The 25,098-nt window shown below is 72.0% G+C and carries 25 protein-coding genes and 1 CRISPR repeat array; of the genes, 10 read left to right on the plus strand and 15 right to left on the minus strand.

What is annotated here, in order from left to right:
• Positions 1-26 precede the first annotated feature (26 nt).
• A complete protein-coding gene (locus NDAS_RS08105) occupies positions 27-2,561 on the minus strand; it encodes a sensor histidine kinase (RefSeq protein ID WP_013152668.1) in 2,535 nt (844 codons plus the stop codon).
• A 278-nt stretch (positions 2,562-2,839) separates the two neighbouring features.
• Here NDAS_RS08105 and NDAS_RS08110 point away from each other — a divergent pair, with 278 nt between their 5' ends.
• Positions 2,840-3,604 (plus strand): response regulator, encoded by a 765-nt coding sequence (locus NDAS_RS08110; RefSeq protein WP_013152669.1) that lies wholly within the window; start codon positions 2,840-2,842, stop codon positions 3,602-3,604.
• Positions 3,601-5,040, plus strand: a complete 1,440-nt coding sequence (locus tag NDAS_RS08115) for a TrkH family potassium uptake protein (protein ID WP_013152670.1) — start codon at positions 3,601-3,603, stop codon at positions 5,038-5,040. The genes NDAS_RS08110 and NDAS_RS08115 overlap by 4 nt, the downstream gene beginning before the upstream one ends.
• Before the next feature lie 301 nt (positions 5,041-5,341).
• Here the strand turns inward: NDAS_RS08115 and NDAS_RS08120 are convergent, their stop codons facing one another.
• Both NDAS_RS08120 and NDAS_RS08125 read right to left on the minus strand, forming a co-directional pair.
• Entirely contained in the window at positions 5,342-6,538 is a 1,197-nt protein-coding gene (locus NDAS_RS08120) for an NAD(P)-binding domain-containing protein (protein WP_013152671.1), read from the minus strand.
• 38 nt (positions 6,539-6,576) lie between these two features.
• Positions 6,577-7,908 carry a YeeE/YedE family protein gene (locus NDAS_RS08125; RefSeq protein WP_013152672.1) on the minus strand — a complete coding sequence of 444 codons (1,332 nt, stop codon included), beginning with the start codon at positions 7,906-7,908 and terminating at the stop codon, positions 6,577-6,579.
• An 834-nt stretch (positions 7,909-8,742) separates the two neighbouring features.
• Between NDAS_RS08125 and NDAS_RS08130 the strand changes: the two genes are divergently transcribed.
• Positions 8,743-9,027, plus strand: a complete 285-nt coding sequence (locus NDAS_RS08130; RefSeq protein WP_013152673.1) for a hypothetical protein — start codon at positions 8,743-8,745, stop codon at positions 9,025-9,027.
• A gap of 8 nt (positions 9,028-9,035) precedes the next feature.
• On the opposite strand, the gene NDAS_RS08135 is transcribed toward NDAS_RS08130, so the two are convergent.
• Positions 9,036-9,962 carry a universal stress protein gene (locus tag NDAS_RS08135; protein WP_013152674.1) on the minus strand — a complete coding sequence of 309 codons (927 nt, stop codon included), beginning with the start codon at positions 9,960-9,962 and terminating at the stop codon, positions 9,036-9,038.
• 488 nt (positions 9,963-10,450) lie between these two features.
• Entirely contained in the window at positions 10,451-10,651 is a 201-nt protein-coding gene (locus tag NDAS_RS08140) for a hypothetical protein (protein WP_013152675.1), read from the minus strand.
• Positions 10,652-10,898: 247 nt separating this feature from the next.
• Here NDAS_RS08140 and NDAS_RS08145 point away from each other — a divergent pair, with 247 nt between their 5' ends.
• Entirely contained in the window at positions 10,899-12,002 is a 1,104-nt protein-coding gene (locus NDAS_RS08145) for a protein-L-isoaspartate O-methyltransferase family protein (RefSeq protein ID WP_041553102.1), read from the plus strand.
• Positions 12,003-12,230: 228 nt separating this feature from the next.
• Positions 12,231-14,026: direct repeats of the CRISPR family, unit length 29 nt; unit sequence GTGAGCCCCGCGCACGCGGGGATGAACCG.
• Positions 14,027-14,140: 114 nt separating this feature from the next.
• On the opposite strand, the gene NDAS_RS08150 is transcribed toward NDAS_RS08145, so the two are convergent.
• The 7 genes from NDAS_RS08150 to NDAS_RS08175 all read right to left on the minus strand — a co-directional run bounded on the left by NDAS_RS08150 (position 14,141) and on the right by NDAS_RS08175 (position 19,269).
• Positions 14,141-14,665: a GNAT family N-acetyltransferase gene (locus NDAS_RS08150; RefSeq protein WP_013152677.1), complete on the minus strand. Its 525-nt coding sequence runs from the start codon at positions 14,663-14,665 to the stop codon at positions 14,141-14,143.
• Positions 14,666-14,678: 13 nt separating this feature from the next.
• Positions 14,679-16,256, minus strand: coding sequence for an asparagine synthase-related protein (locus NDAS_RS08155; RefSeq protein WP_013152678.1), 1,578 nt, complete (start codon positions 16,254-16,256; stop codon positions 14,679-14,681).
• Positions 16,257-16,299: 43 nt separating this feature from the next.
• The gene (locus NDAS_RS28865) at positions 16,300-16,464 is read right to left on the minus strand and encodes a hypothetical protein (protein ID WP_013152679.1); all 165 of its coding nucleotides are present in this window, start codon (positions 16,462-16,464) and stop codon (positions 16,300-16,302) included.
• A 383-nt stretch (positions 16,465-16,847) separates the two neighbouring features.
• Positions 16,848-17,009 (minus strand): helix-turn-helix domain-containing protein, encoded by a 162-nt coding sequence (locus NDAS_RS08160; RefSeq protein WP_041552569.1) that lies wholly within the window; start codon positions 17,007-17,009, stop codon positions 16,848-16,850.
• Positions 17,010-17,045: 36 nt separating this feature from the next.
• Positions 17,046-17,420, minus strand: coding sequence for a hypothetical protein (locus tag NDAS_RS29205; RefSeq protein WP_013152681.1), 375 nt, complete (start codon positions 17,418-17,420; stop codon positions 17,046-17,048).
• Between the two features lie 116 nt (positions 17,421-17,536).
• Positions 17,537-18,748 (minus strand): helix-turn-helix domain-containing protein, encoded by a 1,212-nt coding sequence (locus tag NDAS_RS29540; protein ID WP_013152682.1) that lies wholly within the window; start codon positions 18,746-18,748, stop codon positions 17,537-17,539.
• Positions 18,749-18,762: 14 nt separating this feature from the next.
• Positions 18,763-19,269 carry a flavoprotein gene (locus tag NDAS_RS08175; RefSeq protein WP_013152683.1) on the minus strand — a complete coding sequence of 169 codons (507 nt, stop codon included), beginning with the start codon at positions 19,267-19,269 and terminating at the stop codon, positions 18,763-18,765.
• A 408-nt stretch (positions 19,270-19,677) separates the two neighbouring features.
• Between NDAS_RS08175 and NDAS_RS08180 the strand changes: the two genes are divergently transcribed.
• On the plus strand, positions 19,678-20,214 hold the full coding sequence (locus tag NDAS_RS08180) for a class IV adenylate cyclase (RefSeq protein WP_041553104.1): 537 nt from the start codon (positions 19,678-19,680) through the stop codon (positions 20,212-20,214).
• Between the two features lie 5 nt (positions 20,215-20,219).
• Here NDAS_RS08180 and NDAS_RS08185 read toward each other — a convergent pair whose 3' ends face one another.
• Together NDAS_RS08185 and NDAS_RS08190 are read right to left on the minus strand one after the other, a co-directional pair.
• Positions 20,220-20,435 carry a helix-turn-helix domain-containing protein gene (locus NDAS_RS08185; protein WP_013152685.1) on the minus strand — a complete coding sequence of 72 codons (216 nt, stop codon included), beginning with the start codon at positions 20,433-20,435 and terminating at the stop codon, positions 20,220-20,222.
• Between the two features lie 175 nt (positions 20,436-20,610).
• Positions 20,611-21,063, minus strand: coding sequence for an ATP-binding protein (locus NDAS_RS08190; RefSeq protein WP_013152686.1), 453 nt, complete (start codon positions 21,061-21,063; stop codon positions 20,611-20,613).
• A gap of 198 nt (positions 21,064-21,261) precedes the next feature.
• Between NDAS_RS08190 and NDAS_RS08195 the strand changes: the two genes are divergently transcribed.
• Genes NDAS_RS08195 through NDAS_RS08205 form a run of 3 tightly spaced genes read left to right on the plus strand, consistent with a single transcriptional unit; the run spans position 21,262 to position 22,525 of the window.
• Positions 21,262-22,119, plus strand: coding sequence for a helix-turn-helix domain-containing protein (locus NDAS_RS08195; RefSeq protein ID WP_232051651.1), 858 nt, complete (start codon positions 21,262-21,264; stop codon positions 22,117-22,119).
• Entirely contained in the window at positions 22,116-22,295 is a 180-nt protein-coding gene (locus NDAS_RS08200; protein ID WP_013152688.1) for a DUF397 domain-containing protein, read from the plus strand. Before NDAS_RS08195 ends, NDAS_RS08200 begins: the two co-directional genes overlap by 4 nt.
• 50 nt (positions 22,296-22,345) lie before the next feature.
• The gene (locus NDAS_RS08205; RefSeq protein ID WP_013152689.1) at positions 22,346-22,525 is read left to right on the plus strand and encodes a DUF397 domain-containing protein; all 180 of its coding nucleotides are present in this window, start codon (positions 22,346-22,348) and stop codon (positions 22,523-22,525) included.
• Positions 22,526-22,571: 46 nt separating this feature from the next.
• Here NDAS_RS08205 and NDAS_RS08210 read toward each other — a convergent pair whose 3' ends face one another.
• Positions 22,572-23,339 (minus strand): AraC family transcriptional regulator, encoded by a 768-nt coding sequence (locus NDAS_RS08210; RefSeq protein ID WP_013152690.1) that lies wholly within the window; start codon positions 23,337-23,339, stop codon positions 22,572-22,574.
• 81 nt (positions 23,340-23,420) lie between these two features.
• Between NDAS_RS08210 and NDAS_RS08215 the strand changes: the two genes are divergently transcribed.
• Together NDAS_RS08215 and NDAS_RS08220 are read left to right on the plus strand one after the other, a co-directional pair.
• Positions 23,421-24,233, plus strand: a complete 813-nt coding sequence (locus NDAS_RS08215; protein WP_197724878.1) for a sulfite exporter TauE/SafE family protein — start codon at positions 23,421-23,423, stop codon at positions 24,231-24,233.
• Between the two features lie 144 nt (positions 24,234-24,377).
• Entirely contained in the window at positions 24,378-25,094 is a 717-nt protein-coding gene (locus NDAS_RS08220; RefSeq protein WP_013152692.1) for an SDR family NAD(P)-dependent oxidoreductase, read from the plus strand.
• Positions 25,095-25,098 lie beyond the last annotated feature (4 nt).

The raw sequence follows: 25,098 nt of genomic DNA on the forward strand, positions 1-25,098 counted from the left end.
TCGCCGCTGTCCCGGGGGCGCGCGCCCTAACCCGCCGCTCCCGCGACGGGCAGCACCAGGCGCAGCGTCAGACCGCCGCCCGGGGTGGTCTCGGGCAGCAGCGAGCCCCCCATGGCCTCCATGAGCCCGCGCGCGAGCGCCAGGCCCAGCCCGAGCCCCGTCGCCGCGTCGGTGTCCCCGAGCCGCTGGAAGGGCACGAACATGCGCTCGCGCTCGTGCTCGGGCACCCCGGGCCCGTGGTCGGCCACCAGCAGTTCCACCTGGTCGCCCGTCCAGGAGGCGGTGACCGAGGGCGGCCGGTCGTGCGGGCTGAAGCGCAGGGCGTTGCCCACCACGTTGGCCAGCACCCGCTCCAGCAGGCCGGGGTCGGCCGCGACCTCCGGCAGCTCCTCGGGCACCCGCACCCGCACGGCGCGCCCCTGTTCGCCCAGGTCGTCCAGGACCGCGAACACCGACTCGCGCAGCGACAGGCCCGTGACCGTCACGCCCAGCACGCCCGCCTGGAGGCGGCTCATGTCCAGCAGGTCGGTCACCAGCCGGGTCAGGCGGTCCAGGGACTCGTCCGCCGTGGCCAGCAGTTCGGCCTGGACCTCCTCGCTGAAGCGCACCTCCCGGCTGCGCAGACTGGTCACCGACGCCTTGGCCGAGGCCAGGGGGGCCCGCAGGTCGTGGCTGACCGCGGCCAGCAGCGCGGTGCGCATCCGGTCGGCTTCCGCCAGCGTTCCGGCCGCGGCCGCCTCCTGAGCCAGCCGCTCCTGGCGCAGCGCGACGGCGGCCTGCGCGGCGAAGGCCTCGATGATGCGCCGCTCGCCCGCGCGCGGCCGGTGCCCGTGCAGCACCAGGGTCAGCCCCTCGTCCACCGGGACGTCCACGTCGGCCCCGCCCGGGGCCGAGTGGGGAAGCTCCCCGACGGAGGCGACCGCCTCCCACGCGCCGGGGTCGTTGCGGTGGTCGGGCCGGGAGGAGGCCTGCGGCCTGCGCTCCAGCAGCGCGACCGACTCCAGGGAGAAGGTCTCGCGCAGCCTCTCCAGCAGCGCCTCCAGGGGACGCGAGCCCCGCAGCACGCTTCCGGCCACCGTGGCCAGGGTCTGGGCCTCGGCGCTGGCCCGCGCCGCCTCGCGGGTGCGCCGGGCGGCCTTGTCGACCACCACGCTCACCGCCACGGCCACGAACACGAACACCACGAGGGTGAGCAGGTTGCCCGGCTGGTTGACCACCAGCGTCTCGTAGGGCTCGGTGAAGAAGAGGTTGAGCACCACGAACCCGCTGAACGCCGCCGCCAGCGCGGGCCACAGCCCGCCGACCAGCGCCGTCGCCGTCACGGTGGCGAACACCAGCAGGATTCCGCCGCTGAGGTACTCCTCGCTGTGGGGGACGCCGGTGCCGAACACCAGCAGCGCCAGCGCGGTGAGCGCCAGCGCGTACCCCGCCAGCCTGCGGCGGCGCGAGACCGCTCCCGAGCGGGCCCGTCCGGAGCCGCGCTCGGCCTCCTCCAGGGTGACCAGGTGGACGTCGATGGACTCCGACAGCGCCGCGGTGGCCGCGCCCACCCCCGGCCGCAGCAGGCGGGCGAGCCTGCCCCGCCCGCTCGCGCCCAGGACCAGCTGGGTGGCGTCCACCCCCTGGGCGAACGCGGTCAGCGCGGCGGGCACGTCCTCGCCCAGGACCTGGTGGTAGGTGCCGCCCAGGTCCTCCACCAGCACCCGCTGCCGGGCGAGCAAGGCGGGGTCGGCGCCCACCGGGCCGTCGCCGAGCGCCACGTGCACGGCCAGCAGCTCGACGCCCCTGCCGCGCCCCGCGATCCGGGCGGCCCGGCGGATGAGCGCCTCCCCGCCGGGGCCTCCGCTCAGGCCCACGACCACGCGTTCGCGGGTCTGCCACGCCGAGGCCGCGCGGTGCTCGCCGCGGTGGCGCCTGAGCTCGTCGTCCACGCGCCCGGCCAGCCACAGCAGCGCCAGCTCGCGCAGGGCGGTCAGGGTGTCGGCCCGGAACCGGTGGCCCAGCGCGGCGTCGATCCGGTCGGGGCCGTAGACGTTGCCGTGCGCGAGCCGCCGCCGCAGGGCCTCGGGCGTCATGTCCACCAGTTCGATCTGGTCGGCCCCGCGCACCCACGCGTCGGGCACGGTCTCGCTCTGGCGGGTGCCGGTGACGCGCTCCACGACGTCGTTGAGCGACTCCAGGTGCTGGACGTCGAGTGTGGACAGCACCGTGATCCCCGCCTCCAGCAGGGCCTCGATGTCCTGCCAGCGCCGGGCGTTGCGCGCACCGGGGGCGTTGGCGTGCGCGAGGTCGTCCACGAGGACGACCTGCGGGCGGCGGGCCAGCACGGCGTCCAGGTCCATCTCCTCCAGGCGGGCTCCCCGGTGGGTCAGGACGGCGCGCGGGATGGTTTCCAGGTCGTCCACCATCGCCTCCGTCATCGCCCGGCCGTGGCTCTCCACGAACCCGATGACCACGTCGGCGCCGCGGTCGCGGCGCCGGTGCGCCTCGTCCAGCATCCGGTAGGTCTTGCCGACACCGGGCGCCGCGCCCAGGTAGACGCGCAAGTGGCCGCGTGTCATCGTGTGCCCCCTTCCGGCCTCCCCATCCTGACTGGTCACGGAGGTGTTTTCGGACATTTCACTGCTAACAGGGCGCTAAATCCGGCCCTCGGGCTGCCAAGGGAGCGTTAGCGTTCCCCCCGTGCCGGCCGCAACCGCGCGGAGTCGTCGCGGCGCCGGTGCCGTCGCGACCTGCGGACACGGCGCTCGTGCCGCGGCGACCCGCGGGCGCGGCGCGTCTGGCATCGTGAGCGCGAGGCCCCGTCCGGGGCGTCCGAACAGGGGAGACACGGACCAGTATGGACAAGGACACCGGCACCGGCGCGGGCAGAGCGCCCTCGGTCCTCGTCGTCGACGACGACCCCCTCATCCGCAGGACGCTGGAGGTGAACCTGCGGGCCCGCGGCTACACCGCCTACCTCGCCGACACCGGTGAGCACGCGCTGCGGCTGGTGGCCCGCCACCATCCCGACCTGCTCCTGCTCGATCTGGGCCTGTCCGGCATGGACGGTCTGGAGGTCCTGCGGGGGCTGCGCGGGTGGACGGACGTGCCGGTGGTCGTGCTCTCGGGGCGCGACACCGAGCCCATGAAGGTCCAGGCGCTGGACCTGGGCGCCGACGACTACGTCATCAAGCCCTTCGGGATGGACGAGCTGTTCGCCCGGGTGCGCGCGGCCATGCGCCGCTCCGCGGTGCCCGAGTACGAGGCGGCGGTGGACACCGCCGACTTCACGGTGGACCTGGCCGCCAAGCAGGTCCTGCGCGGCGGCGAGCCGGTGCGGCTGACCCCGCGCCAGTGGCACATCGTGGAGGTCCTGGCGCGCAACCCCGACCGCCTGGTCACCCACAAGCACCTGCTCAACGAGGTGTGGGGACCCGCGTACGGGCGCGAGACCAACTACCTGCGGGTGTTCATGACCAAGATCCGCCAGCGCCTGGAGCCGGACCCGCCCCGGCCGCGCTACTTCCTCACCGAACCCGGGCTGGGCTACCGGTTCCGGCCGGGCGGTGGAGTCGCCGGGGGAGGGGCCGCTGGACCGGAAGGCCGGGAGAACGGCCGGTGAGAACGGGAACCGGGCAGTACCCGCCGGGCCCGCGGGCACCACGGGTCCCGAGGATCCCGGCCCGCGCCGGTGCCCGCGCGGACCGGAGGCTGCGCGACCTGTCCGGGTGGATCAAGCCGCCGCAGCTCACGGCGGCGGCCTTCGCCGCCCTGATCCTGGTCGGCGCGGGCCTGCTGTCCCTGCCCGCCGCCACCGAGGCCGGGGAGCGGGCGCCCTTCGACACGGCCCTGTTCACCGCCACCTCGGCGGCCAGCGTGACCGGCCTGGCGGTGGTGGACACCGCCTCCTACTGGTCGGGGCTGGGCGAGGCGGTGATCCTGGCCCTGATCCAGGTCGGCGGGTTCGGCATCATGGCGCTGGCCACCGTCCTGACCCTGGTGGTCGGGCGGCAGCTCGGGCTGCGGATGGCGGTGCGCACGGGCTCGGAGGCCAAGGTGGTCACGCTGGGCGAGGTGCGCCAGCTGGTCACCGGGGTCCTCGTGGTGACGGTGGTGTTCGAGACGGCCCTGGCCGTGGCGCTGGCGCTGCGCTGGTGGCTGGGGTACGGGCTGTCCCTGCCCGAGGCCGTCTACACGGGCGTCTTCCACGCCGTCTCGGCCTTCAACAACGCCGGGTTCGCGCTCTACGCCGACAGCCTCATGGGGTTCGCCGAGGACCCGTGGATCACGCTCCCGCTGGCCCTGGGGGTCCTGGCCGGAGGGCTCGGGTTCCCGGTGTGGGTGGAGCTGTGGCGCTTCACCCGGCGCCGCGCCGAGCACCGCCACTGGACGCTGCACGCCAAGATCACCCTGGTGGTGACGGGGCTGCTGCTCGTGGTGGGGTTCGTGGCCTTCCTGGCCCTGGAGTGGTCCAATCCGGCGACCATGGGCGGACTCGACCTGCGCGGGAAGCTGCTCACCGCGTTCTTCCAGTCGGTGATGCCGCGCACGGCGGGCTTCAACAGCCTCGACTTCGGACAGATGAACACCCAGACGCTGCTGGTCACCGACATCCTGATGTTCGTCGGGGGAGGCAGCGCGGGCACGGCCGGGGGCATCAAGGTGACGACCTTCGCCGTGCTGGCCTTCGTGGTCTACGCCAACGTGCGCGGTGAGCCCACGGTCCACGTGTCGGGCCGCCGCCTGGCCGAGGGCACCACCTCGCAGGCGACCACGGTGGCGCTGCTGGCGCTGGGCCTGGTGCTGGCGGGGACGCTGACGCTGATGACGATCACCCCGTTCACCCTGGACCAGATCCTGTTCGAGACGACGTCGGCCTTCGCCACGGTCGGGCTGTCCACCGGCATCACGGCCGACCTGCCGCTGCTGGGGCAGGCGGTGCTGATGTTCTTGATGTTCGTGGGCAGGATCGGGCCGATCACGCTGGCCTCGGCCCTGGCGCTGCGCCGCCGCCCCCGCCTGTACGAGCTGCCCGAGGAACGGCCGATCGTCGGTTGAGCGGTGAGCGGTGAGCGGTGAGCGGTGAGCGGTGAGCGGTGAGCGGTGAGCGGTGAGCGTTCAGCGGTAGGCGCTGGTCAGAGCGCGGTCAGCGGTGTGCGGGCTGCCGGAGTCCGCGTCCCCGCCCCTGTCCGGTGCCACGCCGGCGGCGGGGCTTCGAGCCCCGCACGGGCCGCGACGGCCCGGGGGTCGGTGGCCCCGCCCTGGTCGGCGTCACGCCGCTGGCGCGCACCGCTGTCAAAGCGGCGTTCGCCGGGGGAGGGCAGCGGCCCCCAACCCTTTCCGGAGAGCGCCGCGATCCCTACTCCCGCCGGGCGAGGGCGGCGGTGATCTCGGCGACGGTGCCCTTGGCCGTGCGCCCTGCGCCGATGAGGGTGGCCGACGCGGCACCGGTCCAGTCCCCGTAGCCCAGCAGGAACAGCCGGGGTTCGGCCACGGAGCGGGTCCCCTCCAGCGCGATCCGGCCACGGCCGTCCGCCAGCCCCAGCGGGGCCAGGTGGTCCAGCACCGGCCGGAACCCCGTGCACCACAGGACGGCGTCGCAGTCCAGGGAGGTGCCGTCGTTCCAGGCCACGCCGGTGCGGGTGAGGCGGTCGAACATCGGCTCGGCCTTGAGCGCGCCGCGCTCGCGCGCCTCGCGGACCGTCGGCACCACCACGATGTCCCCCAGATCACCGACTCCCTCGGGGGCCTCCTCGCCCCGCTGCGCCGCCCGCTGCGCGCGGGTGGCGACGCCGAACAGGGCGCGCCCGTCCAGGTCGTCGGGCAGGAACCGGGGCGGGCGCGCGGTGGCCCAGGTGGTCTCGGCCACCTCGGACAGTTCGGCGAGGATCTGGGCCGCGGAGTTGCCGCCGCCCACGACCACGACCCGCTGCCCGGCGAACTCCTCCGGCCCCCGGTAGCCGACCGTGTGCAGCTGCCTGCCCGCGAACAGCCCCCGGCCCGCGACGTCGGGGACGTGGGGCGCCCGCCAGGTGCCGGTGGCGCTGATGACGTGGCGGGCGCGCCAGCTCACCAGGGGGGACCGCTGGGCGGGGGAACCAGGGGAGCCGGGGACGGCCGGTGGCCGCCCGCCGCCGTCCACGGGCCGCTCCGCCGCGGAGCGGGGCGCCCCCGACAGGAGTCCGCGCCCGGTCCCCTCCCGGGCGAGCACGCGCAGGGCCCCGTCCTCACGTTCGACCGCCTCCACACGGACCGGGCGGCGCACGGGCAGCTCGTAGCGGCGCTCGTACTCGGCCAGGTACCGGGCCACGTGCCGCGCGCTCGGGTACTCCCGCCCCTCCTCGGCTGGCATCCACCAGCCCGGCAGCATGCTGTGCTCGGCGGGGGAGAACAGCCGCAGCGAGTCCCAGTACTCCGTCCAGGACCCGCCCGGCCCCTCACCCGCGTCCAGGACGGCGAAGTCGAGCCCGGCCCGCCGCAGGAAGTACCCCGCCGCGAGCCCGGCCTGCCCGCCGCCGACCACCACCACGTCGTGCACGTGCTCCGCGCCGTCCATTCCCCGTCCCTCCGTCAGCGGTGCCGCGGCACCCGGGTTCAGCAGACGCTGTCGCCCGGCTTGGGCACGCCCAGGCCGAACAGGCTGCGGGCCCGCAGCCCCGCCCAGGTCCCGGCCAGGGCGAAGACCGCCCACAGCCACCCGTGCAGGCTGCCCGAACCGATTCCGGCCAGGTAAGCGCCGATGTTGCAGCCGCCCGCCAGCCGGGCGCCGATGCCCATGAGGATGCCGCCCAGGAGCCCGGCGGCGACGAGCTTCCAGCTTAGGCCGGTGTGGAGCTTCCACGCCCCGGCGGCGGCCGCGGCCACGGCGGCGCCCAGGATGATGCCGATGTTGGTCAGGCTGGTCTTGTCCTGGAGCACCGGACCGGCGAGCTGCGCGGCCTGCTGGGGCTGGTTCCAGAACGCCCAGGTCTCGGGGTGCGCGCCCAGCAGCTGGAGCGCCTTGGCGCCCCACAGGTTGAAGGCGGAGGTGACGCCCCAGGCGCCGCCGGAGACCAGCAGCACCGCCGCGCCGAGCACCGACAGCACCAGGGCCCCGGCGATCATGGGCCAGCTGCCCCGGACCACGCGCAGCAGGCCCCGCGCCGAGGGCGGCGTGCCCACGGGCGGCGGGACGCGGCGGTTCTGCACGACGCGGGTGCCCACGACCACGGCCGCGAGCACGGCGATGGTGATCGCCCAGGATCCGCCCCATCCCACGTGGTCGGAGAGCAGGAACGGCGGCAGCGCGGGCAGGTCGTTGACCAGCGGCCACGCGGCGCTGTAGATCACCGATCCCGCGATGAAGCCGACGAGGGTGATGACGATGGCCGACTGGCCGGAGCCGACCGCGAAGAGCGTGCCCGAGGCGCAGGCGCCACCCAGCTGCATGCCGATGCCGAACAGGAACGCGCCCAGGAACAGGGCGATGCCGATGGGTCCGGCCGAGGCCTGCGGGTCGTTGCCGAACAGCCCGGTTCCGGTGCCGATGACCAGCGCGAACAGGGTCGCGGTGGTGCCCAGCAGCACGGCGTGCGCGCGCAGGCCGGTGCCGTTGCCCACGGCGAGGAACTGCCGCCAGGCGGAGGTGAAGCCGAACCGGGAGTGGAACAGGGTGAAGCCCAGGCCCGTGCCCAGGAGCAGCAGGACGGCGGGCAGCGCGCCGTGGGTGTTCCACACGTAGGCGGCCAGGCCCACGGCCACGGCCAGGGCGATGCCGAGCGGCCACCAGCGGACCGGTTCGGCCTCGGCCGCGCGGGGCTGCGGCACGGACAGGGTCGGCCGCCAGCTCAGGGACAGGGCGGGCGAGACGGGCGCGGCGGCGTCCGGTGCGGTGCCCGCGGGGGCGGGTTCGGTGGCGCCGGGAGGCGCGGAGGGGTGAGTGGTCACGGGGCAGCTGTCCAAACGGTGACGGAGCGGGTGTCGGCCGTGGCCGAACGGGGACGGGGACACCGGTACCGCGGGGACGCCGGGCGCGGAGGAGACCGCGCGCAGGGGGAGGGGGACGGGGCCCGGTCAGCGCACGCCGTCGCGGCACCGGCGGCGACAGAGTCCGTCGTCGGTGCTCGTCAGCGACATGGAGATGAGCACCATGCGCAGGAAGCGGGCTTTATCGGACACGGGGCTCAGTGTAGGACAAAGTCCAGTGGGGGTGAGGAGACCGTGACGAAGCGCACGGGCGCGCGCTGGTCCAGAACGCTGGGTGTGTCGTCCCGGAGGCGGTGACGCGTACCGGCGCGCGAACGGGACGCGCCGTGGAATGTGTGTGATCCACCGGGAGACGTTGTCCCTGGTGGGGCGGTATCGGGGCTCGTGGCGCCCGCTGATCACGGCGGGTGGCGGGGCGGGCCCATGTTTACCCGAGGCAGGCCGGGTAGACAGGAGGGTGTGCACCTGCGCACCCCGCGGACCACGGGGGCGGCCGTCAAGGCCACGAGGTCCGGGGGACACGGCGCGGGTGCGGGGTCGGGCGCCTACGGGGGTGGGCGCGACCGGCCCGCGCCGGACCTCCGCTATCGGGGGATTCGAGAGGGTCCGGCGAGACGCGGGAGCCCCCGCGCGACCCGGTCGCGCGGGGGCTTTTCCCTTTTCCGGCTCGGTTGGCCGCTACGTGTAGTTACCAAGAGTTGCAATATAACTACTCTTGGTAAACACTGGATGTGTTCCGTCGCCCTGGCCCGTCCGCGGGCCTCCATCCGAGAAGGAAGAACCCTCCCCGTGCCCATGACACTGACGCGTGCCGCCCTCACCGCGGCCGCCGCCCTGGCCCTGGCCGGGCTGGCCGGCGCCCCCGCCCTGGCCGACGAGGCCACCGCCGAGCCCACCACGGAACCCTCCTGCGGCAGCCCCCTGGTGCTGCTCTCGCCCGGTGCGAAGGTCGAGGGCAGCAGCTGCTCAGTGGTGAGCACGGTCGAGCAGGAGCTCCAGAGCGTCGGTTCGGGTGGCCTGTTGCCCAGCATGCCCAGCATGGCCGGTATGTCCGGCATGCCCGGCACCGGCTGGGGCTGATCGCGGGCTCAGTCCTCCTCCGCGTGCCGGGGCACCACGACCACGGGCACCGGCGAACTGTGCATCACGCCCTGGCTGACCGAGCCCAGCAGTGCGCCGCGCACACCGCCCCGGCCGCGCGAGCCCACGACCACCAGGTCGGCCTCGGCGGCGGCCTCCACCAGCGCGTCCACCGGATTGCGCTGGGTGCGCACGGCGGAGATGTCCACATCGGCGGTGGCGTCGTCCATCACCTCGGCCAGCACACCCGAGACGAGTTCCTCGGACTGGCGTTCCAGCAGGTCGTCCGGCGGGGTCCACCCCGACTCGGTCAGGGAGGCGGTGGCGAAGGGCAGCGGAACCTCCCAGCTGTGCACCACCACGACCGAGGAGCCCTCCTGGAGCGCGGCCCGGTGCAGGGCGAAGTCCAGCGCACGCCGGGAGTCCACCGAGCCGTCCACGCCGACCGCGATCCGCAGCGGACCCGACAGTCGCGGCGCGCGCCCCTCGGTGCCGGGGACGACGACCACCGGGCAGAGCGCCTTGGCGGCCAGCCGCATTCCGGCCGCGCCCGCGAGCACCGAGCGCACCGGACCCATGCCGCGCGAACCCACGACCACCAGGTCCCCGTGGCCGGTGCGGCGCAGCAGCGCCAGCGGCGGTTCCTCCAACCCCAGGGCGGTCTCCACACGCAGATCCGGCCGCAGTGAGCGCACGTGCTCGGCGGCCTCCTCCAGGATGCGGCGGCCCTGGGCGGTCATCTCCTCCGTGGGAGGGAAACGGGTGGGACCGGCGTAGACCGACATGACCAGCGGCATGGACAGGGCGTGCACGACGTACAGGGGTAGCTGCCTGAGCTCGGCCTCCGCCGCGGCCCACTCCAGGGCTCCGCGCGCCGACGCCGATCCGTCGACGCCCACCGCGACCTTGGGGGAGGGGATCGGGTCATCGGCCATGGTTTCCTGCCTTCTCGTCGCGGGACGTGTTCTGCGGGTTCTGCGGGAGGCGGATCCCTCCCACCGCAGAGCGTGCCCTACGGCGGGGGTTCGCACCCGCCGCGGCGGCGGTGTGGCGCGAAAAACGTCCGCCTTTCCGCGTGGTTCTCCTACCCGGGCCGTCCGCGCGGACGCACTGGTGTGAGTGGTGAGTGGTGAGTGGTGTCGTGTGCTGGGTGAGGATGTACGTCGAGGCCAAGAGTGTTTCCCCTAGCTCCGCAGCTCCGCGCACGCGGAGGCGAACCGGGCTCCGGGGAGCGCGACAGGGACACCCGACCCGCACGGACGCCCCTGTCCGCATTCGGCCACGACCCCGTACATCCTTACCGGGTACATCTCCGTGTGGAGGTGGTCATGTCAGGCAACTGCCCAGCGGGCCAGCACGACTGGCAATCCGGCCCCAACGGCACGGCCAAGTGCAGCCGATGCGGAGCGATCAGCGCGAAGAACTACTGACCCTCGACCTCGTCGGCCGGGGGGTGGCAGTCCACACAATCCTCCCGGCACGCGCCGTAGTTCGTCATCGACATCGACTTGCACCGGGTGCACAGCAACCGCTTCCCGTCCGGCGGGTCGTGCCGCCACCGGTGGCGGCCCCGGCGGCAGATCCCGGACGGTTGGATACGGGTGCGGTCTGTGGAGGTCTCCATGGATGCTCACCGTAGCCGTGACGGGACAGGCGGGGAAGGCCAATCGGCCACACCCGCACTCATCTCCTGGCGCTCGGGTGGACCAACAGCACCCCCGACGCTGACAGGAGTCACCCGTGGCCCAGTGTTCCATGTGTAAAGGTGAAGGCACCGTAGTGGTCGAGTCCGACGGAGATGGCAGCGGTGGCGGTCGGACACACCGCCAGGTGGTCACGTGCAGCGGTTGCAGGGGAACGGGGGAGACGTGATGGATGACCTCGACGCGCTCCACACCGCCTTGGTGGAGCGCCTGGACACCACCGCCACGATCCGCGACGCGTTTGCGGCCCATCCCCGCCACCTGTTCATCCCCGACATGGTCTGGCCTGACGCGACCGGCCTGCCCCTGCACCGGACCTCCGATCCTGGCCGGTGGACGCGTCTGGTGTACGGCTCCGACGCGGTTACCACCCAGGCCAACGACGGCGGTCCGGGGCCGCGCAATGAGCCCAGTTCCTCGTCGTCAGCGCCCCAGGTGATGGCGGACATGATCGCCGCGGCCGGAATCAGCGAGGGTATGCGGGTGCTGGAGGTCGGCACCGGCACCGGGTGGAACGCCGCGATCCTGGCCGCCCTCGTGGGGGAGAAGGGGTCTGTCACCAGCATCGAGATCGACCTCGGTGTGGCTGCGCTGGCCCGGGAACGGCTGACCGGAACCGGCGTCACCGTCCGCACCGCCGCCGAGCCGCCTCCCGGGGAGGTGTACGACGCGGTCATCGCCACCTGCGCGGCGACCCGGATACCGGACGGGTGGTTCGCCGCCGCTGAGGGCGCGGTGCTCGTGCTTCCCTGGAGTCCGCACCCGGCCGCCCACAGCACGCCGATCGTCGCCCTTGCGGTTCGCGAGGGGCGCGGGTCGGGGCCGTTCGTGCGCGAGGCCGCGTTCATGCGCGACCGCACACAGCGCCCGGGCGACCTTCCCTTCCCCGGCCTCGGGCAGCAACCGACTCCGGCTGCCGACTTTCCCGTCGGATCGGTGGAACTCATCGGCTCGGGGATGATGACCCAGCTGATGTTGATGATGCCCGGGGTCCGTCTGGGAACAGGGCTGAGGCCCTTCCGGGGTGAGCCCGGACGGATCGTGTGGATGGGTGTTGGGCAGGCGTGGGCGTACGTGTGGCCGGACGGCACCGTCACCGGCGGCGGTGATCGTGCCTTGGGTGAGGAGTTGGGGCACGCCTATCGGATGCTGCGGGGCGCCGGGTTCCCGGGTCTGGAGAGCTTTGTCCTGGAAGCCGTCGCTGGTCAGGATTCCTGCCGGGTGGGGTGTGCGGCCCTGGAGCAGCACTGGGATCACTCCGTATCGCCCTGACTTTCTCGTCTTGCTCATCCTGCTCGTAGTGCTCTTCAGGGCTGTTTCTCCGGGCCGGGGGCCTGCGACCGCAGCCCAGGCATGGAAAGCCTGTGTGCCCGGCGCGGTAGTGGGGATGAGCGCCGCCGTGCACTGTGTGAGGATGTACGTCGAAGCCGGGAGTGCTCAGCATGTCCAGGGCCAAGGTTGCGGCGAGATAACGGCCCGCGTTGCCGCAGGTCGTTAAGCGTGAGCCCCGCGCACGCGGGGATGAACCGGGCAGCAGGTCCTCCAGGGAACCGCCGCCCCGGTGAGCCCCGCGCACGCGGGGATGAACCGCACTCGCCTTCACTCTGTCGAACGACCGGTCGTGAGCCCCGCGCACGCGGGGATGAACCGGTCTGATCACGTCTATGGTGGTCGGTCTTCGGTGAGCCCCGCGCACGCGGGGATGAACCGTTCACCCCCCGGCGTCCGGTGACCCGTGCTCCGTGAGCCCCGCGCACGCGGGGATGAACCGCGCACGTCGATGCTCCCCGAGACGCGGCGGGAGTGAGCCCCGCGCACGCGGGGATGAACCGCCGGGGCGGGTCACGGACGTGTACCTGCTCCAGTGAGCCCCGCGCACGCGGGGATGAACCGCCGGGGCGGGTCACGGACGTGTACCTGCTCCAGTGAGCCCCGCGCACGCGGGGATGAACCGGCCATGCTCGCGTCCGAGACCCGCAAGATCCAGTGAGCCCCGCGCACGCGGGGATGAACCGGTGACGTCGTCGGGCGTGTAGAGCTCGCGCTTGTGAGCCCCGCGCACGCGGGGATGAACCGACTTGCCCCCCGTTGGCCCTACTGCTGTCTCTGTGAGCCCCGCGCACGCGGGGATGAACCGGCGTTCATCAGCTGAGGCTCACCGGCGGCGGGGTGAGCCCCGCGCACGCGGGGATGAACCGATCCCGGCCAGCCCCCTGCTCAGGTTGCCGCTGTGAGCCCCGCGCACGCGGGGATGAACCGGGATTGACGGGGTTCGTAGCCGGTGACGATTCGTGAGCCCCGCGCACGCGGGGATGAACCGGCTCAGCCCACTGAGGGCTGAGAGGTCACCGCGTGAGCCCCGCGCACGCGGGGATGAACCGAGCATCATGCCCGTCTGTGCGGGGGAGCCCACGTGAGCCCCGCGCACGCGGGGATGAACCGCCGCAGGTCGAGAGGTACAGGTCAATCTCGGTGTGAGCCCCGCGCACGCGGGGATGAACCGGGGCGACAGACCACCCGGCTACCAACCGTGTCGTGAGCCCCGCGCACGCGGGGATGAACCGGAGGAGTTCGCCTACGCCATCGCTGGGTCGGGGTGAGCCCCGCGCACGCGGGGATGAACCGTACGGCCAGCCGGTCGGTCCCTACCGCATCGCGTGAGCCCCGCGCACGCGGGGATGGACCGTGCGCGGCCACGTACCCGGCGAGGTCGATCACGTGAGCCCCGCGCACGCGGGGATGGACCGGGATGACGCAAGCCGAGATCGTCCGGGCCACGGTGAGCCCCGCGCACGCGGGGATGGACCGCCATCGACAGGGGCACACGCCCCGCCGACCTAGTGAGCCCCGCGCACGCGGGGATGGACCGGCCATCGCGATCGCCGCTGTCCTGGGCATGCAGTGAGCCCCGCGCACGCGGGGATGGACCGGCGACCCCCGCTGACGCTCCCATCGTCGTCTCGTGAGCCCCGCGCACGCGGGGATGGACCGCCCCTCCAGCGCAAGCTGGGCGTGGACGCTGAGTGAGCCCCGCGCACGCGGGGATGGACCGATGATGGTGGTGGCGTTGGACGCCGGGGCGGGGTGAGCCCCGCGCACGCGGGGATGGACCGACATCGACCTCCTCACCGCAGAATCCCCCCACGTGAGCCCCGCGCACGCGGGGATGGACCGGCCGTCAGCGTGGAACTCAGAGGCGTATGGGAGTGAGCCCCGCGCACGCGGGGATGAACCGCGGGCCATCTGCATGGCGGCCTCTTCGGCGACGTGAGCCCTGTGTACGCGGGGATGGACCGGTGACCGTGAGTGGCCACTGTGCGTTCGTGGCGAAGCGTGGTGTTCTCGGGGCGGCGGACGCAGAGAACCCCACCTACCGAGAGGGAGGTGGGGTTTGTTCGCTGTGCCCGAGGTCAGACGGCGGGGTTCTCCGTCATGCCGAGCTGACCGAGGTCGATCCGCTCGGCGCGGCGCGCGAGCAGGTACAGGTGCCCCGAGGTCCGGTCCATCTCGCGGATGAGCGTGAACCCCTGCCCCTGGTAGTACTTCGCCAGCTCGGGGAAGAAGCACCCTTGCCGCACCCACTGGCGGTCCTCTCGCGCCGCCCGGTCCACCGCCCACAGGTCGATCAGGGTGCCCGGCTTGTGCTCCCGGTAGTCGGGGTGGGTGCAGGTGGAGAACAGGTACAGGCTCGGCTCGTCGGCCTCATCGGGGGTCCAGTCCTTCGGCGGCGCGTGTTCGGTCACCGTCGTGCACCCGACGACCCGGTCTTCGTCTTCGAGCACCCACATGAACCCGGCCGCGGCCTGCCCGGCGAGATCAGCGACGGCCTCGCGCCACGACTCCAGTCCGCGCTCCTCCATCCAGTCGCAGCGAGCAGTGATGACCGACGCGACCGCGCTGGTGTCGGCCTCGGTGGCGGGACGCATGGTGAACATGGTCGGGATCCTCTCAGCGCAGGAAGGCGGTCGCGGACAGGTGCAGGCTCAGGACTTCCAGGAGCTTCGACTCCCGCTCCTCCTGGTAGTGCTCGGCGGTCAGCCGCTCGGCCGCGGCCCGCAGCCCATCGGGGTCGACCAGCCCGTCATCGAACAGGGGCGACCCGTCGGCCAGCATACGGGCGAACAGGGGCGGCGCATGGGAGATCAGGGCGTGCTGGATGACCTCCGCGAAGGACTCTCGTTCGGCCGGGTGCACGACGTCGTCGCTCATGCCGAGCGCGGCCATGCGCTTCCGCTGAAGCTGCTTCAGCTCTCGCCAGGCGAAGGGAAGCTGCTCGCCGAGTCCGACCATGTCGGGGTCGGCGAACGGGTGTACCGGCCACAGCCCTTCTCGCAGCAGGGTGGGCGCGGCGCTCTCCAGCGACAGCAGCGTCATGGAGTTGACCCGCGCTGGGGGTGCGATGCCGTCGTCGGCGAACTCCAACACGGCGCGGGCGCGCGGCCCGACCCAGGGCAGGACCAGGGCGTCGGTCATCTCGCCGAGCCCTTGGTGGGGCTCTTCCTCCTGGGTGAGGGCGACCATCTCATCCCCGCCCAGGCCTGTCACCACGGTGCGGGCGCCGGTCTGGGCGATGGCGTGCGCCATCAGGGTGAACGGGTGGTGTAGCGGGTCCTCGTAGGGGTTGACCACGTCGCCGCTCACCCACCGGCAGCCGGGCGCCAGCGGTGGGTGCTCCATGGCGTCGAGGGTGATGTCGGGGTTGGCGAAGCGCACGCGGGAGCGCATCTCGGCACGGCGCCGGATCTGCTGTGCGCGCCCCGGGCCGTCGATCAGCAGGGTGGCGGTGGGGAACCGATCGGGGTGGCGCTCGGCCGCGCGGGTGGCCACGGTGCCTGAGTCGAACCCGCCGGTCAGGTGGAACAGGGTGGTGTCGTGCGCCCAGGGGCGGCGGTCCATCGCGGTGTCCATGGTCGCGATGAACGCGCCCAGGACATCGGCGTCCGGTGCCAGCTCGCGGGGGGTCCGGTGCAGGGCGGGCTCGGGGTAGGTGATCCACAGGGACCCGCCGAAGTGTGCGGTCGCGCGTTCGGTGAGCCGGTGCACGCCCTGGTAAAGGGTCTCGGCGGAGTACCGGGGCCGGTAGATCAGCAGCCGGGCGGCTTCCTTGGGGTTGATGCCGGTGGCGTGGCCGCGAAGGTCGGCCATGTCCCAGGACCCGGTCAGGGTCGTGTCATCGACGGCCAGGTACAGGGGCGTGGTCCGGGCCGCCCCGGCGGTGACGCGCACCGGCAGGCCGGGCTCGGTCTCAATGAGGACGACGTCGGTCGGCCAGTCGGTGACGGCGTCGCGCGCCTGGTCGTACTCGGCGGGGGTGAGGGCCCGGACACCGGGGTCGCAGGCCGGGCGGTCGGCGACGCGCTCGCGGACCACGATCAGGGTCCGGTAGCCGTCGGTCGCGGCCAGGTGCTCGATCATCGGGTGGTCGAAGGGGATGACCGTGCTGCGCTGGTCGAGTGTGCTGTAGCACGCCCCGGACCAGTGCCAGGTCGGATGCTCGCTGTAGGGGGTCAACTGCAATCGCAACACGGAGTGCTCCAGGGCGTGCGTTCAGCGGAACAGGTGGAAGTTGCTACCGGCGGTTGGTGTCGTAGGTGTGCGCGGCGTCGCTGCTGCCCGAGCACTTCTTGTACTCGTGGCTCTGCGCCGGGGTTGGCACGACGGCGCGCGGGGACGCGAGGAACAGGCCGCTCACCTGCTCGCTCTTGCTTGGAGGTGGGGGAGTGAAGTCGTTCATGCTTCTCCTTGTGGTGCGTGGAGAGTGGTGATCCCTGTGCAGGGCCACCACTTGTTATTGCCCGAAGGGCAAGGGCTGTGTGTGGTGCACTATTCGTACTTTTCGCACTGCTTTCCGCTGTCGGGTCCGCCGCATCCGCTGCATACCGCCATCGGGAGTACCTCCTTTCTCGGTCGGAGAGGCGGCCCGCGCGGCCGGGCAGGATGGGCAGCATGTGCGCCCGGCCATGCGGTGCTCAGAGGGGCCGCACACCCCAGCTGGGTAGCGGCCCCGTGGCCACCCTGTGAGGGTGGTCTTGTGTGGGCCCTGGCGCTCAGAGGCCGGGTTACGGGGGGATGGTTTGGAGCCCGCGCGGCCGGGACGCGACTCCGACCGTGTGGGGGTCATTGGTTGAGCAGCGCGCGGACTTCGGCCTCGTGGTAACGGCGGTGTCCGCCCAAGGTGCGGACCGAGGTCAGCTTGCCCGTCCGGACCCAGCGACGGACGGTCTTGTTGGTCACCCGGAACATGGCTACGACCTCTTCCAGGGGAGTCGGCCGCCGCAGGGGAGCAGGGGCACGGTCCCCCGGGCGCCGGGACCCTCACCGGGGCCTGCGCGTGCGAGGCACCTGCCCCCATGAGCCCGGGGTGCGCATCCGCGTTTCCATCTCGGGCCAGGTGTCACACATCAGGGTGGGCTCGGTGCCGTCGTCAACGCGGAGGGTGGCGATCCACAGCGTGCGGGAGTGGCGGATGGAGTACCGGCCGCCGTACTCGGCCTGAAGGCGGGCCAGCTCCTGGCCCTCCAGCCGGTCGAGCAGATCGGCGGCGGTCGGCGCCACCAGGTGCTCGGTGCCGCGGGTAGCGGCCCACACCGAAGGGCTGGCGGATCGGGGCTCGCGGTTGATCGTCCAGCCGCTATGGTCGGCCGCGAGGCGCTCGAATGCGCTCCCCTGCGTGCGTTGGTCCTGCCCCATGGTGGCCCTCCTTCGGCTGGTGCGCTCTGACGGTAAGTCGCGGAGCCCGCGCAGATTCGCAGCCCAGGAAAGGTAAAAGACCCGCAGTTTTCTGCGGGTCTTTCGCGGGGACGGGGTCAGCTGACCCCGGCGCGCTGGGCCAACGGCCGCAGCTCAGGGGTGGATCGGCGGTGTTCTCGGCGCAGCAGCTCTGTCAGCACCCTCCCTGTCGCCGGGTCGTGCCGCACCAGCTCCGGGGCGATCCGCTCCGCCTCCAACAACGTGTTGACGGCAGCGGCGTCCTGACGGGTCTGGGCGTAGGCGCACGCCACGTCCAGGTGCACCTGGGCACGGCGGCCGACGAGCCCGGCGGGCAGGTGCTCGACGGCGAGGGTCTCTCCTGCGGCGACCGCGGTCTTCGCGTCTCCGGTCTTGACGCTGGTGCTGATGGTGTGGATGGCGACGTTCGTTGGCCCGAACGCCGTTCCGTGCAAGTTCAGGTCCTGGCCCAGCCGGTCGGCGACCCGCTGGGCCTGGGCCAGGAACCGGGGGACCGCAGCCCGGTCGTACTCGGCCGCGGCGGCCGTCGCAGCCGCCAGGTGCAGCCCCCCGTACACCGACAGCTCTTCCGGGGTGCCGGGGCGCATCCGCCGTTCCAGGGCGTGCGCCGCTCCCATCGCGAGCTCCGCAGCCACGTCGGGGTTGCCACGGCTGATGAAAACGTAGGACAGCCGGTAGGCGCCGACGGCGGCCAGCAGGGTCTCGTCGGCCCACTCGGACGCGGACATGGCCCGGTCGGCGGCCTGCCATGCCAGGTCCTTCGCGCCGACACGCCGCAGGACGGCGGCGGCCGTGTTGTAGACCATCGCCCTGGCCGAGCACACGGCTGGGCGGTCTGCGCCGCGTGAGCGCGCGGCTGCCTCGACATCGCGGATGAGGCGGGGGAGGCGGCGGCCTACTTCGGCGTACCGGGTGGCCTGGTAGGCGGCGTAGGTGTGGTGGGCCTCGGCGCGCAGGCGTTCCACATCAACAGCCTGAGGGGTGCCGCCGGTCTCAGCGACGATCACCTCCAGGGAGGTGTACCGCATCATGGCGCGTTCGATGGCGTCGGCAGGGGCATAGCGCACAGGGATGGTCTCTTCGGTGGTTCCGGTGAGCTCGTCGAGTGGGAGGCGGAGCACGTCCGCGAGCCTCGACAGCACCTCGTGGCTGTCGACCGGGAGCTTGCCGCGTTCGACCTGGGACAGCCAGGACTCGGAGCGGCCCACGAGACCAGCGAGTACGGTCTGGCTGTAGCCGCGTCGTCGGCGGTGCGAGCGGATGATCTGGCCTCTGGTGGCTGCGTCCACGCTGGGCCTCCCAGCTAGAGAGTGCGAACGGTTCGGTGCAGGTGTTCCCATGCGGGCATGCGCGACTCGTAGGGGGCCTTGTCGTCGTAGACGAGGGTGACGGCGGGGATGCTGCTGAGGGTTCGCAGGCTGGCCTGGAACGCCGGATGGCTGGCGAGCTGGGGCTTGCAGTGGGGGACGACGACGGTGGGTACCTCGTAGCCGACCATCTCGCACAGCAGCCCCACCGCGAAGTTGTCTGCGTGGCCGCTGGCGAACTTGTTCACCGAGTTGAACGTGAGCGGGCAGGCGAGCACGAGGTCGGCCGGCGGCAGGCCCGCTCCGGTGCCAGGCATGCGGTACTCCACACGAACGGGCTCCCCGGTCAGCTCCTCCAGCTCTGCCGGGTCGTGAAACCGGGCACCCGTGGGGGTGGATAAGCACACCACCTGGTAGCCGTCACCCTGGAAGCGACGCACGAGGTCAGGGATACCCTCGGGGGCCGGGGCGCCGGAGACGACGAGGTAGAGGGTTTTCGCCATGAGGGCAGTGTAGGCGCGAACCCCTGCGGGGTAAGGTGTCTCGCGGAAGGGCCCTGTCACTGCATAGGCGTGGGCCCGCCCTGTTCATCACCTTCTGCGGCTTAACCGTCGGTCAGGTCGGCGGCTTTTTCCTCGGGAAGGGTGGTGGGGTAGGCGCAGCGACCCGCGCATGGACGTGAGCCCTGCGCACGCGGGGATGGACCGCCATGCTTGTGCAGAGCCTTGCGGTGGTCGCGGTGAGCCCCGCGCACGCGGGGATGGACCGCTGCCGGTGGCGGCGGACTGGGTGGCGGTGAGGTGAGCCCCGCGCAGGCGGGGATGGGCCTGTCTTGGGAAACTCCCGCCTGGTGGGGCGCGGTCTCGGTACGCTCGCCGGGACGGTGGTGCCGAGACGCGAGGGGGCCTGTGGTGCGGGAGATCGAGACGAAGTACCGGGTGGCCGACCTCGAAGCGCTGCTGGCCGCGCTCAAACAGGCCGGGGTGCGCATGAGCGACCCTGTCTACCAGGACGACCAGGCCTACGCCCCCGCTGGCTGGCGGCCGGAGCTGGGCCAGGTCGGCCACACCTTCGCCCGTGTGCGCACCCAGGGCAGCGTGCACCTGCTCACCACCAAGACCCCGCTAGCCAACGCCATGGAGTGCGTGGAGTACGAGACCATCGTCGCCGACCGCGAGCAGATGCACGGGGCCCTGCTGGCGCTGGGCTACGAACCCACGGTGCGCATCGTCAAGCACCGTCGCACCGGCACCACAGGGCCCATCGGGGTGTGCGTGGACCTGGTCGAGGGCCTGGGCGTCTTCGTCGAACTGGAACTGGTGGTCGATGACGACCGCGACGGCCTGGCCGCCCAGGCCGAACTCGACGCGTGGGCGCGAGGGCTCGACGTGGCCCTGGAACGCACCACCGACACCTACGACACCCTCGTGCGCACCGCGACGGCCTGACGGTTTCAGGGGGCGGGGGCGGACTCATCCGGCTGGTTGAGGAGGGTGGCGATGTGTTCTTTGGGGTAGCGGCGTGCTCCGCCGGGGGTGCGGAAGGGTTTGAGGACGTTGTCCCATTGGCCTCGGTGGAGGCTGCGGGGGCGGATGTTGAACAGTTGGGCGACTTCGCTGGGTGTGAGGACGTCGGGGCGGCCGTCGAGGAGGTAGCTGTAGTCGGGCATGAGGGGCTTTCCGTGTCCGGTGTTGTGTGAGTTGTGGATTGGGTGGCCCCGCCTCCCCGGGGAAGGAGGAGGCGGGGTTTCGGGCCGGTGCCTTCCGCATCGGCCCGTCCGCACCGGCCCGGGGGACAGGTCGGGTGGTGCGGAGCCTGGAAGGGCTCGCCTGCCGGGAAGCGGGCTACCAGGGGAAGACGGCGCGGACGGTGATAGCGCCGCAGGAGTGCTGCTTCCAGTCCCAGTAGGAGCACAGGGCCTCGACCAGGCGCAGCCCGTTGCCGCTGGGGCGCAGGGGCTCGGGGTCGGGCACGGCCGGGAAGCTGGGTTGTTCTCCGGGGCGGGGTCCGTTGTCGGTGACGCGGAGTTCGAGGTGGCGTGAGGTGCGTTCGATCTCCACGCGGATGGTGCCGCCGGGGAGTCCGGAGGCCGAGTGGCGCAGGGTGTTCGTGACCAGCTCGGAGACGGCGATGCCGACGGGTTCGGCCAGGCTCGGCCGGGAGCGGGTGGCCTGGGCGGCCCAGCGGCGGGCGATCCTGACGTGGCCGAGTTCGGGGCCGAGCAGAATGCCTGATTTGGTGGCGGTTCCGCACAGTCGGCGTGGAAGCGTCGGGGCCTGGACGATAGGCTTGTTCATGTCTCACCTCGGTCTATTCGGGGTGGGGCACCTTGCCTCGGAGATCGCTCTCACCTTCGGTCTCCGGGGCTTTTTCATGCCCTTGTAGATATTTGGCCCGATATGGGCTGCGAAGCTTTCTGTATTTGCTTCGTCACGAACCTTGCCAACTGGTCTGCCTTTGGCGCTATGCTTATTACCTAAGACGGTAAAACTTCTATGGCCAGCGATATTTTTGGTTGGCCTGGTGGTGTGATGGTGCAAGAAGAAGATGCCGACAAGGCTGCACAGCTTCGTTTCGGCAAGTTGCTCCGCAAACTCCGAGGTCAGGCGGGTCTTACTCAGCAGGAACTCGCTGCCCTGGCCGTGGTGTCACAGAGCACCGTCAGCGATTTGGAACGCGGGAAAAAGGGGACACGGAGAGATCCAGTAGTACGACTCGACAAAGCCCTTACCGCCCGGGGCATGCTCGTGGACGCGTGGGACGCGGTGTTCTCCGGAGTTGGGGTGACCGCGTACTTCCGTGAGGTGGCCGAGGCGGAGCAGATGGCTCTCAAGATCCGCGACTACTCCTACGGTCTGGTTCCTGGACTGTTCCAGGTCGAGGAGTACGTGCGGGCCATCAGTGAACTCTCCAACCCCGAAGCCACCACGGAGGCCATCGACCAGATCGTGAAGGCCAGGAAGTACCGACAACAGATCCTGGACCGGCCCCACCCGCCGACGATCACGGTGCTCCTGGACGAGGTGGTGCTGCTGCGACGGTTCCGGAAGCCGGAGGTGATGAAGCAACAGATCGATCACCTCATTGACCAGTCCTATCGCCCGCGAGTGAACCTCCAGATCGTGCCGATCGCGACCGAGGGACATCCAGGTCTGTTCGGGTCCTTTAGGCTGATCGACGTGCCTGATTCGAGCACATTCGCCTATATCGAAAGCCAGAGGACAGGGGTGTCACTGAAGCAGCCGGACGTTGTGGCAAGCTACGACCGGATATTCGCGGAGCTGAGGAGCGCCGCCCTGCCGGTGCCCTCGTCACGGTCCCGCATGGAAGAGATTCGAGGCAGCATCACATGATGACCGAGGCTTGGAGTAAGTCCAGCTACAGCAACGGCGAGGGCGGCGACTGCGTGGAGGCCCGTCGCGACCAGACGGTCGTCCTAGTGCGCGACACCCAGAACCGATCGCTTGGCCACCTGGCCGCTCCGGCTGCCGAGTGGACGGCCCTGTTGGGTGCGGTACGCGGTCGGTAGCGTCAGCACGTGAACGGATTTCTCATGGACGAGATTCGAGGCATGATCGCATGATGACCGAGGACTGGAGCAAGTCCAGCTACAGCAACGGCACCGGTGGTGACTGCGTGGAGGCCCGTCGTGACCAGGCGGCCGTCCTGGTCCGCGACACCCAGAACCGGTCGCTCGGCCACCTCGCGACCCCCACCGTCGAGTGGACGGCCCTGGTCAGCGCCGTTCGCGCCCAGTAGTCCACAGACACGACCGGCCCCGCCCAGACGAACCGGGCGGGGCCGCTCACTGTCCCGCCGCGTAGTCCCGGGGCGATGACCCCAGCACGCGCAGGAACATCGTGGAGAACGCCGACGGGCTCTCGTACCCCAACTCCATCGCCACCCTGGTCACCGGCTCACCTCTGGCCAACAGCGGCAGCGCGTGCAGCACGCAGGCCCGCTGCCGCCACCGCGCGAAGCTCATGCCCGTCTCCGCCCGGAAGAGCCGGTGCACCGTCCGCTCGCTGACGTGCAACCGTCCCGCCCACCGTGCGGGCGGATCGTGCACGTCCGGCGCCCCGAGGAACTCCTCGCACATCCGCCTCAACCCCTCGTGCCCGGGCAGCGGCAGATCCAGCGGCAACGGCACGAGCCGACGCAGTTCGTGCAGCACCAGCGCGAACACCGCCGCGTCCCTGCCGTGCGGGGAGTAGCGCGGCTCCAGGTCCACCGCCGTCAGCAACAATTCCCTGAGCAGCGGCGACACCTCCACCACCTGGCAGCGCCCCGGGAACCACGCGACCGCGCTCGGCTCCAGGTACAGGCTGCGCGTGCTCACCCCCGTCATGACCACTCGGTGGTCGGTCCCGGCCGGGATCAGCACGGCCCGGTGCGGCGGCACGGTCCACTCCCCGTCCGCGGTCTGGACCCGCATCACCCCCGTCGCCCCGTAGAGGAACTGCGCCCGCCGGTGCCGGTGGGCGGGCAGCACGTGCTCGGGCGGGTAGTCGGTGCCGATCGCCAGGACGGGCCGGTCGATGGAGTCCACCTCGGCGACGGGGATGTTACGCATGGGTGGACGCTACCGGTGTTGTCCGCTGCGCGAAGGACAGTGGCGTTCTTTCGAAAGCGCGCCAACCACTGTCTGCCTAACGTGGTCCGGGTGCTCACCTTCGTCCTTCCCCTGCTCGCGCTGGGCCTGCTGACCGGCGTCACCACCGTCCTGTTCGGCTTCGGCGGCGGCTTCGTGGTCGTTCCCGTCGTCTACTACGTCACCCGCGCCCAGGCCGACCCCGGCGTGGACCCGATGGCCGTGGCCGTGGCCACCGCCACCGCCGTGATGGTCGTCAACGCGCTCAGCGCCACCCTCTCCCAGCGCAGGGCCGGACGGCTGCGCCGCGACTACGTGTGGCCGCTCGCCGCCTACATCGGCGTCGGCGCGGTGCTGGGCTCCCTGGTCGCCACGGTCGTCGGGGGAGGGGCCCAGCGCGTGCTGTTCATCGCCTACATCGCCGTCACCCTGCTCGACACCCTCCTGCGCAAGGGCTTCCTGACCCACGACCCCGACGCCGAGCCCCGCCTGCTGGGGCGGCGCACCACCACGGCGGGCGGGGTCGCCATCGGCGCGGTGACCAGCTTCCTCGGGGTGGGCGGCAGCGTCATGACCGTGCCCCTGCTGCGCCGCCGGGGCCTGCCGATGGGGGAGGCGACCGCGATGGCCAATCCGCTCAGCCTTCCCGTCGCGGTGGCGGGCACGGCGGTGTACGCGCTGTTCGGCGAGGGGGGAGGCGCGGGTCCCGGCCACCTGGGCTCGGTGGACCTCGTGGCCGGGGCCCTCCTGCTCGCCGGGTCGCTGCCCGCCATCGCCGTCACCCGCCGCCTGGTGGGCCGGGTGCCCGACCGGGTGCACGCGGTCTCCTACGTCGTGCTGCTGGCGGTGGTCCTGGCGGCCTTCCTGTTCGTGTGAACGTTCGGCCTCGGGGCGTCCCGCCACTGGCCCTACCGCCGCGTACCGCTGGCCGCCGGGGCGCTCCGGCGGAGGGGCCGCACCAGTGCCCGGGGGCGCGTGTCGGTGACCGGTCCCCCCGCCACCTGCGGAAATACTGGCCGTATGGATCTTGAGGGAGCCCGAGTCCTGGTGGCCGGGGCCACGGGCGTACTCGGCGGGCACATCAGCAGGGCACTGAACCGGGAGGGCACGCGGGTCGTCCTCGCCGGACGCGACGAGGAGGCGCTCGACGCGCTCTCGCGGGAACTCGACGGGTCCTCCACGGCCGTGTTCGAGGCGGCCGACACCGAGGGCTGCGCGGCGCTCGTGCGCCGCACCGCCGAGGAACAGGGCGGTCTGGACGGACTGGTCATCGCCTTCGGCGTCGTGGCCTTCGACACCGGCCCCGACTCCGAGGGCGGCATCGAGAACGCCGCGGTCGAGAAGATGTTCCAGGTCAACACGCTCGCGCCGATGGCGATGCTGCGCGCGGCAATCGACGCGGTCAAGCCCGGCGGGGCGGTGGCGGCGGTCACCGCCGTGACCGCCGAGTACCCGACCCACGGCATGGCGGCCTACTCGGCCAGCAAGGCCGCCCTGTCGGCCTGGTTGACCGCCGCGCGCGCGGACTACCGCGCCAGGCACGTCGCGGCCCTGGACGTGCGCGCGCCGCACATGGACACCGGCCTCGCCGACCGCCCCCTGGCCGGGACCGCGCCCGGGAACCTGCCCGAACCCCACCCCGTGGACGAGGTGGTGGACGCGATCGTGCGGGCCCTGCGCTCCGACGCCAGGTCGGTGGCCTTCGACCCCCGGGAGCGCAAGCTCACCGTCCGGTAGCCGG

The sequence above is a fragment of the Nocardiopsis dassonvillei subsp. dassonvillei DSM 43111 genome, assembly GCF_000092985.1.
In the GTDB taxonomy this organism is placed as follows: Bacteria; Actinomycetota; Actinomycetes; order Streptosporangiales; family Streptosporangiaceae; genus Nocardiopsis; species Nocardiopsis dassonvillei.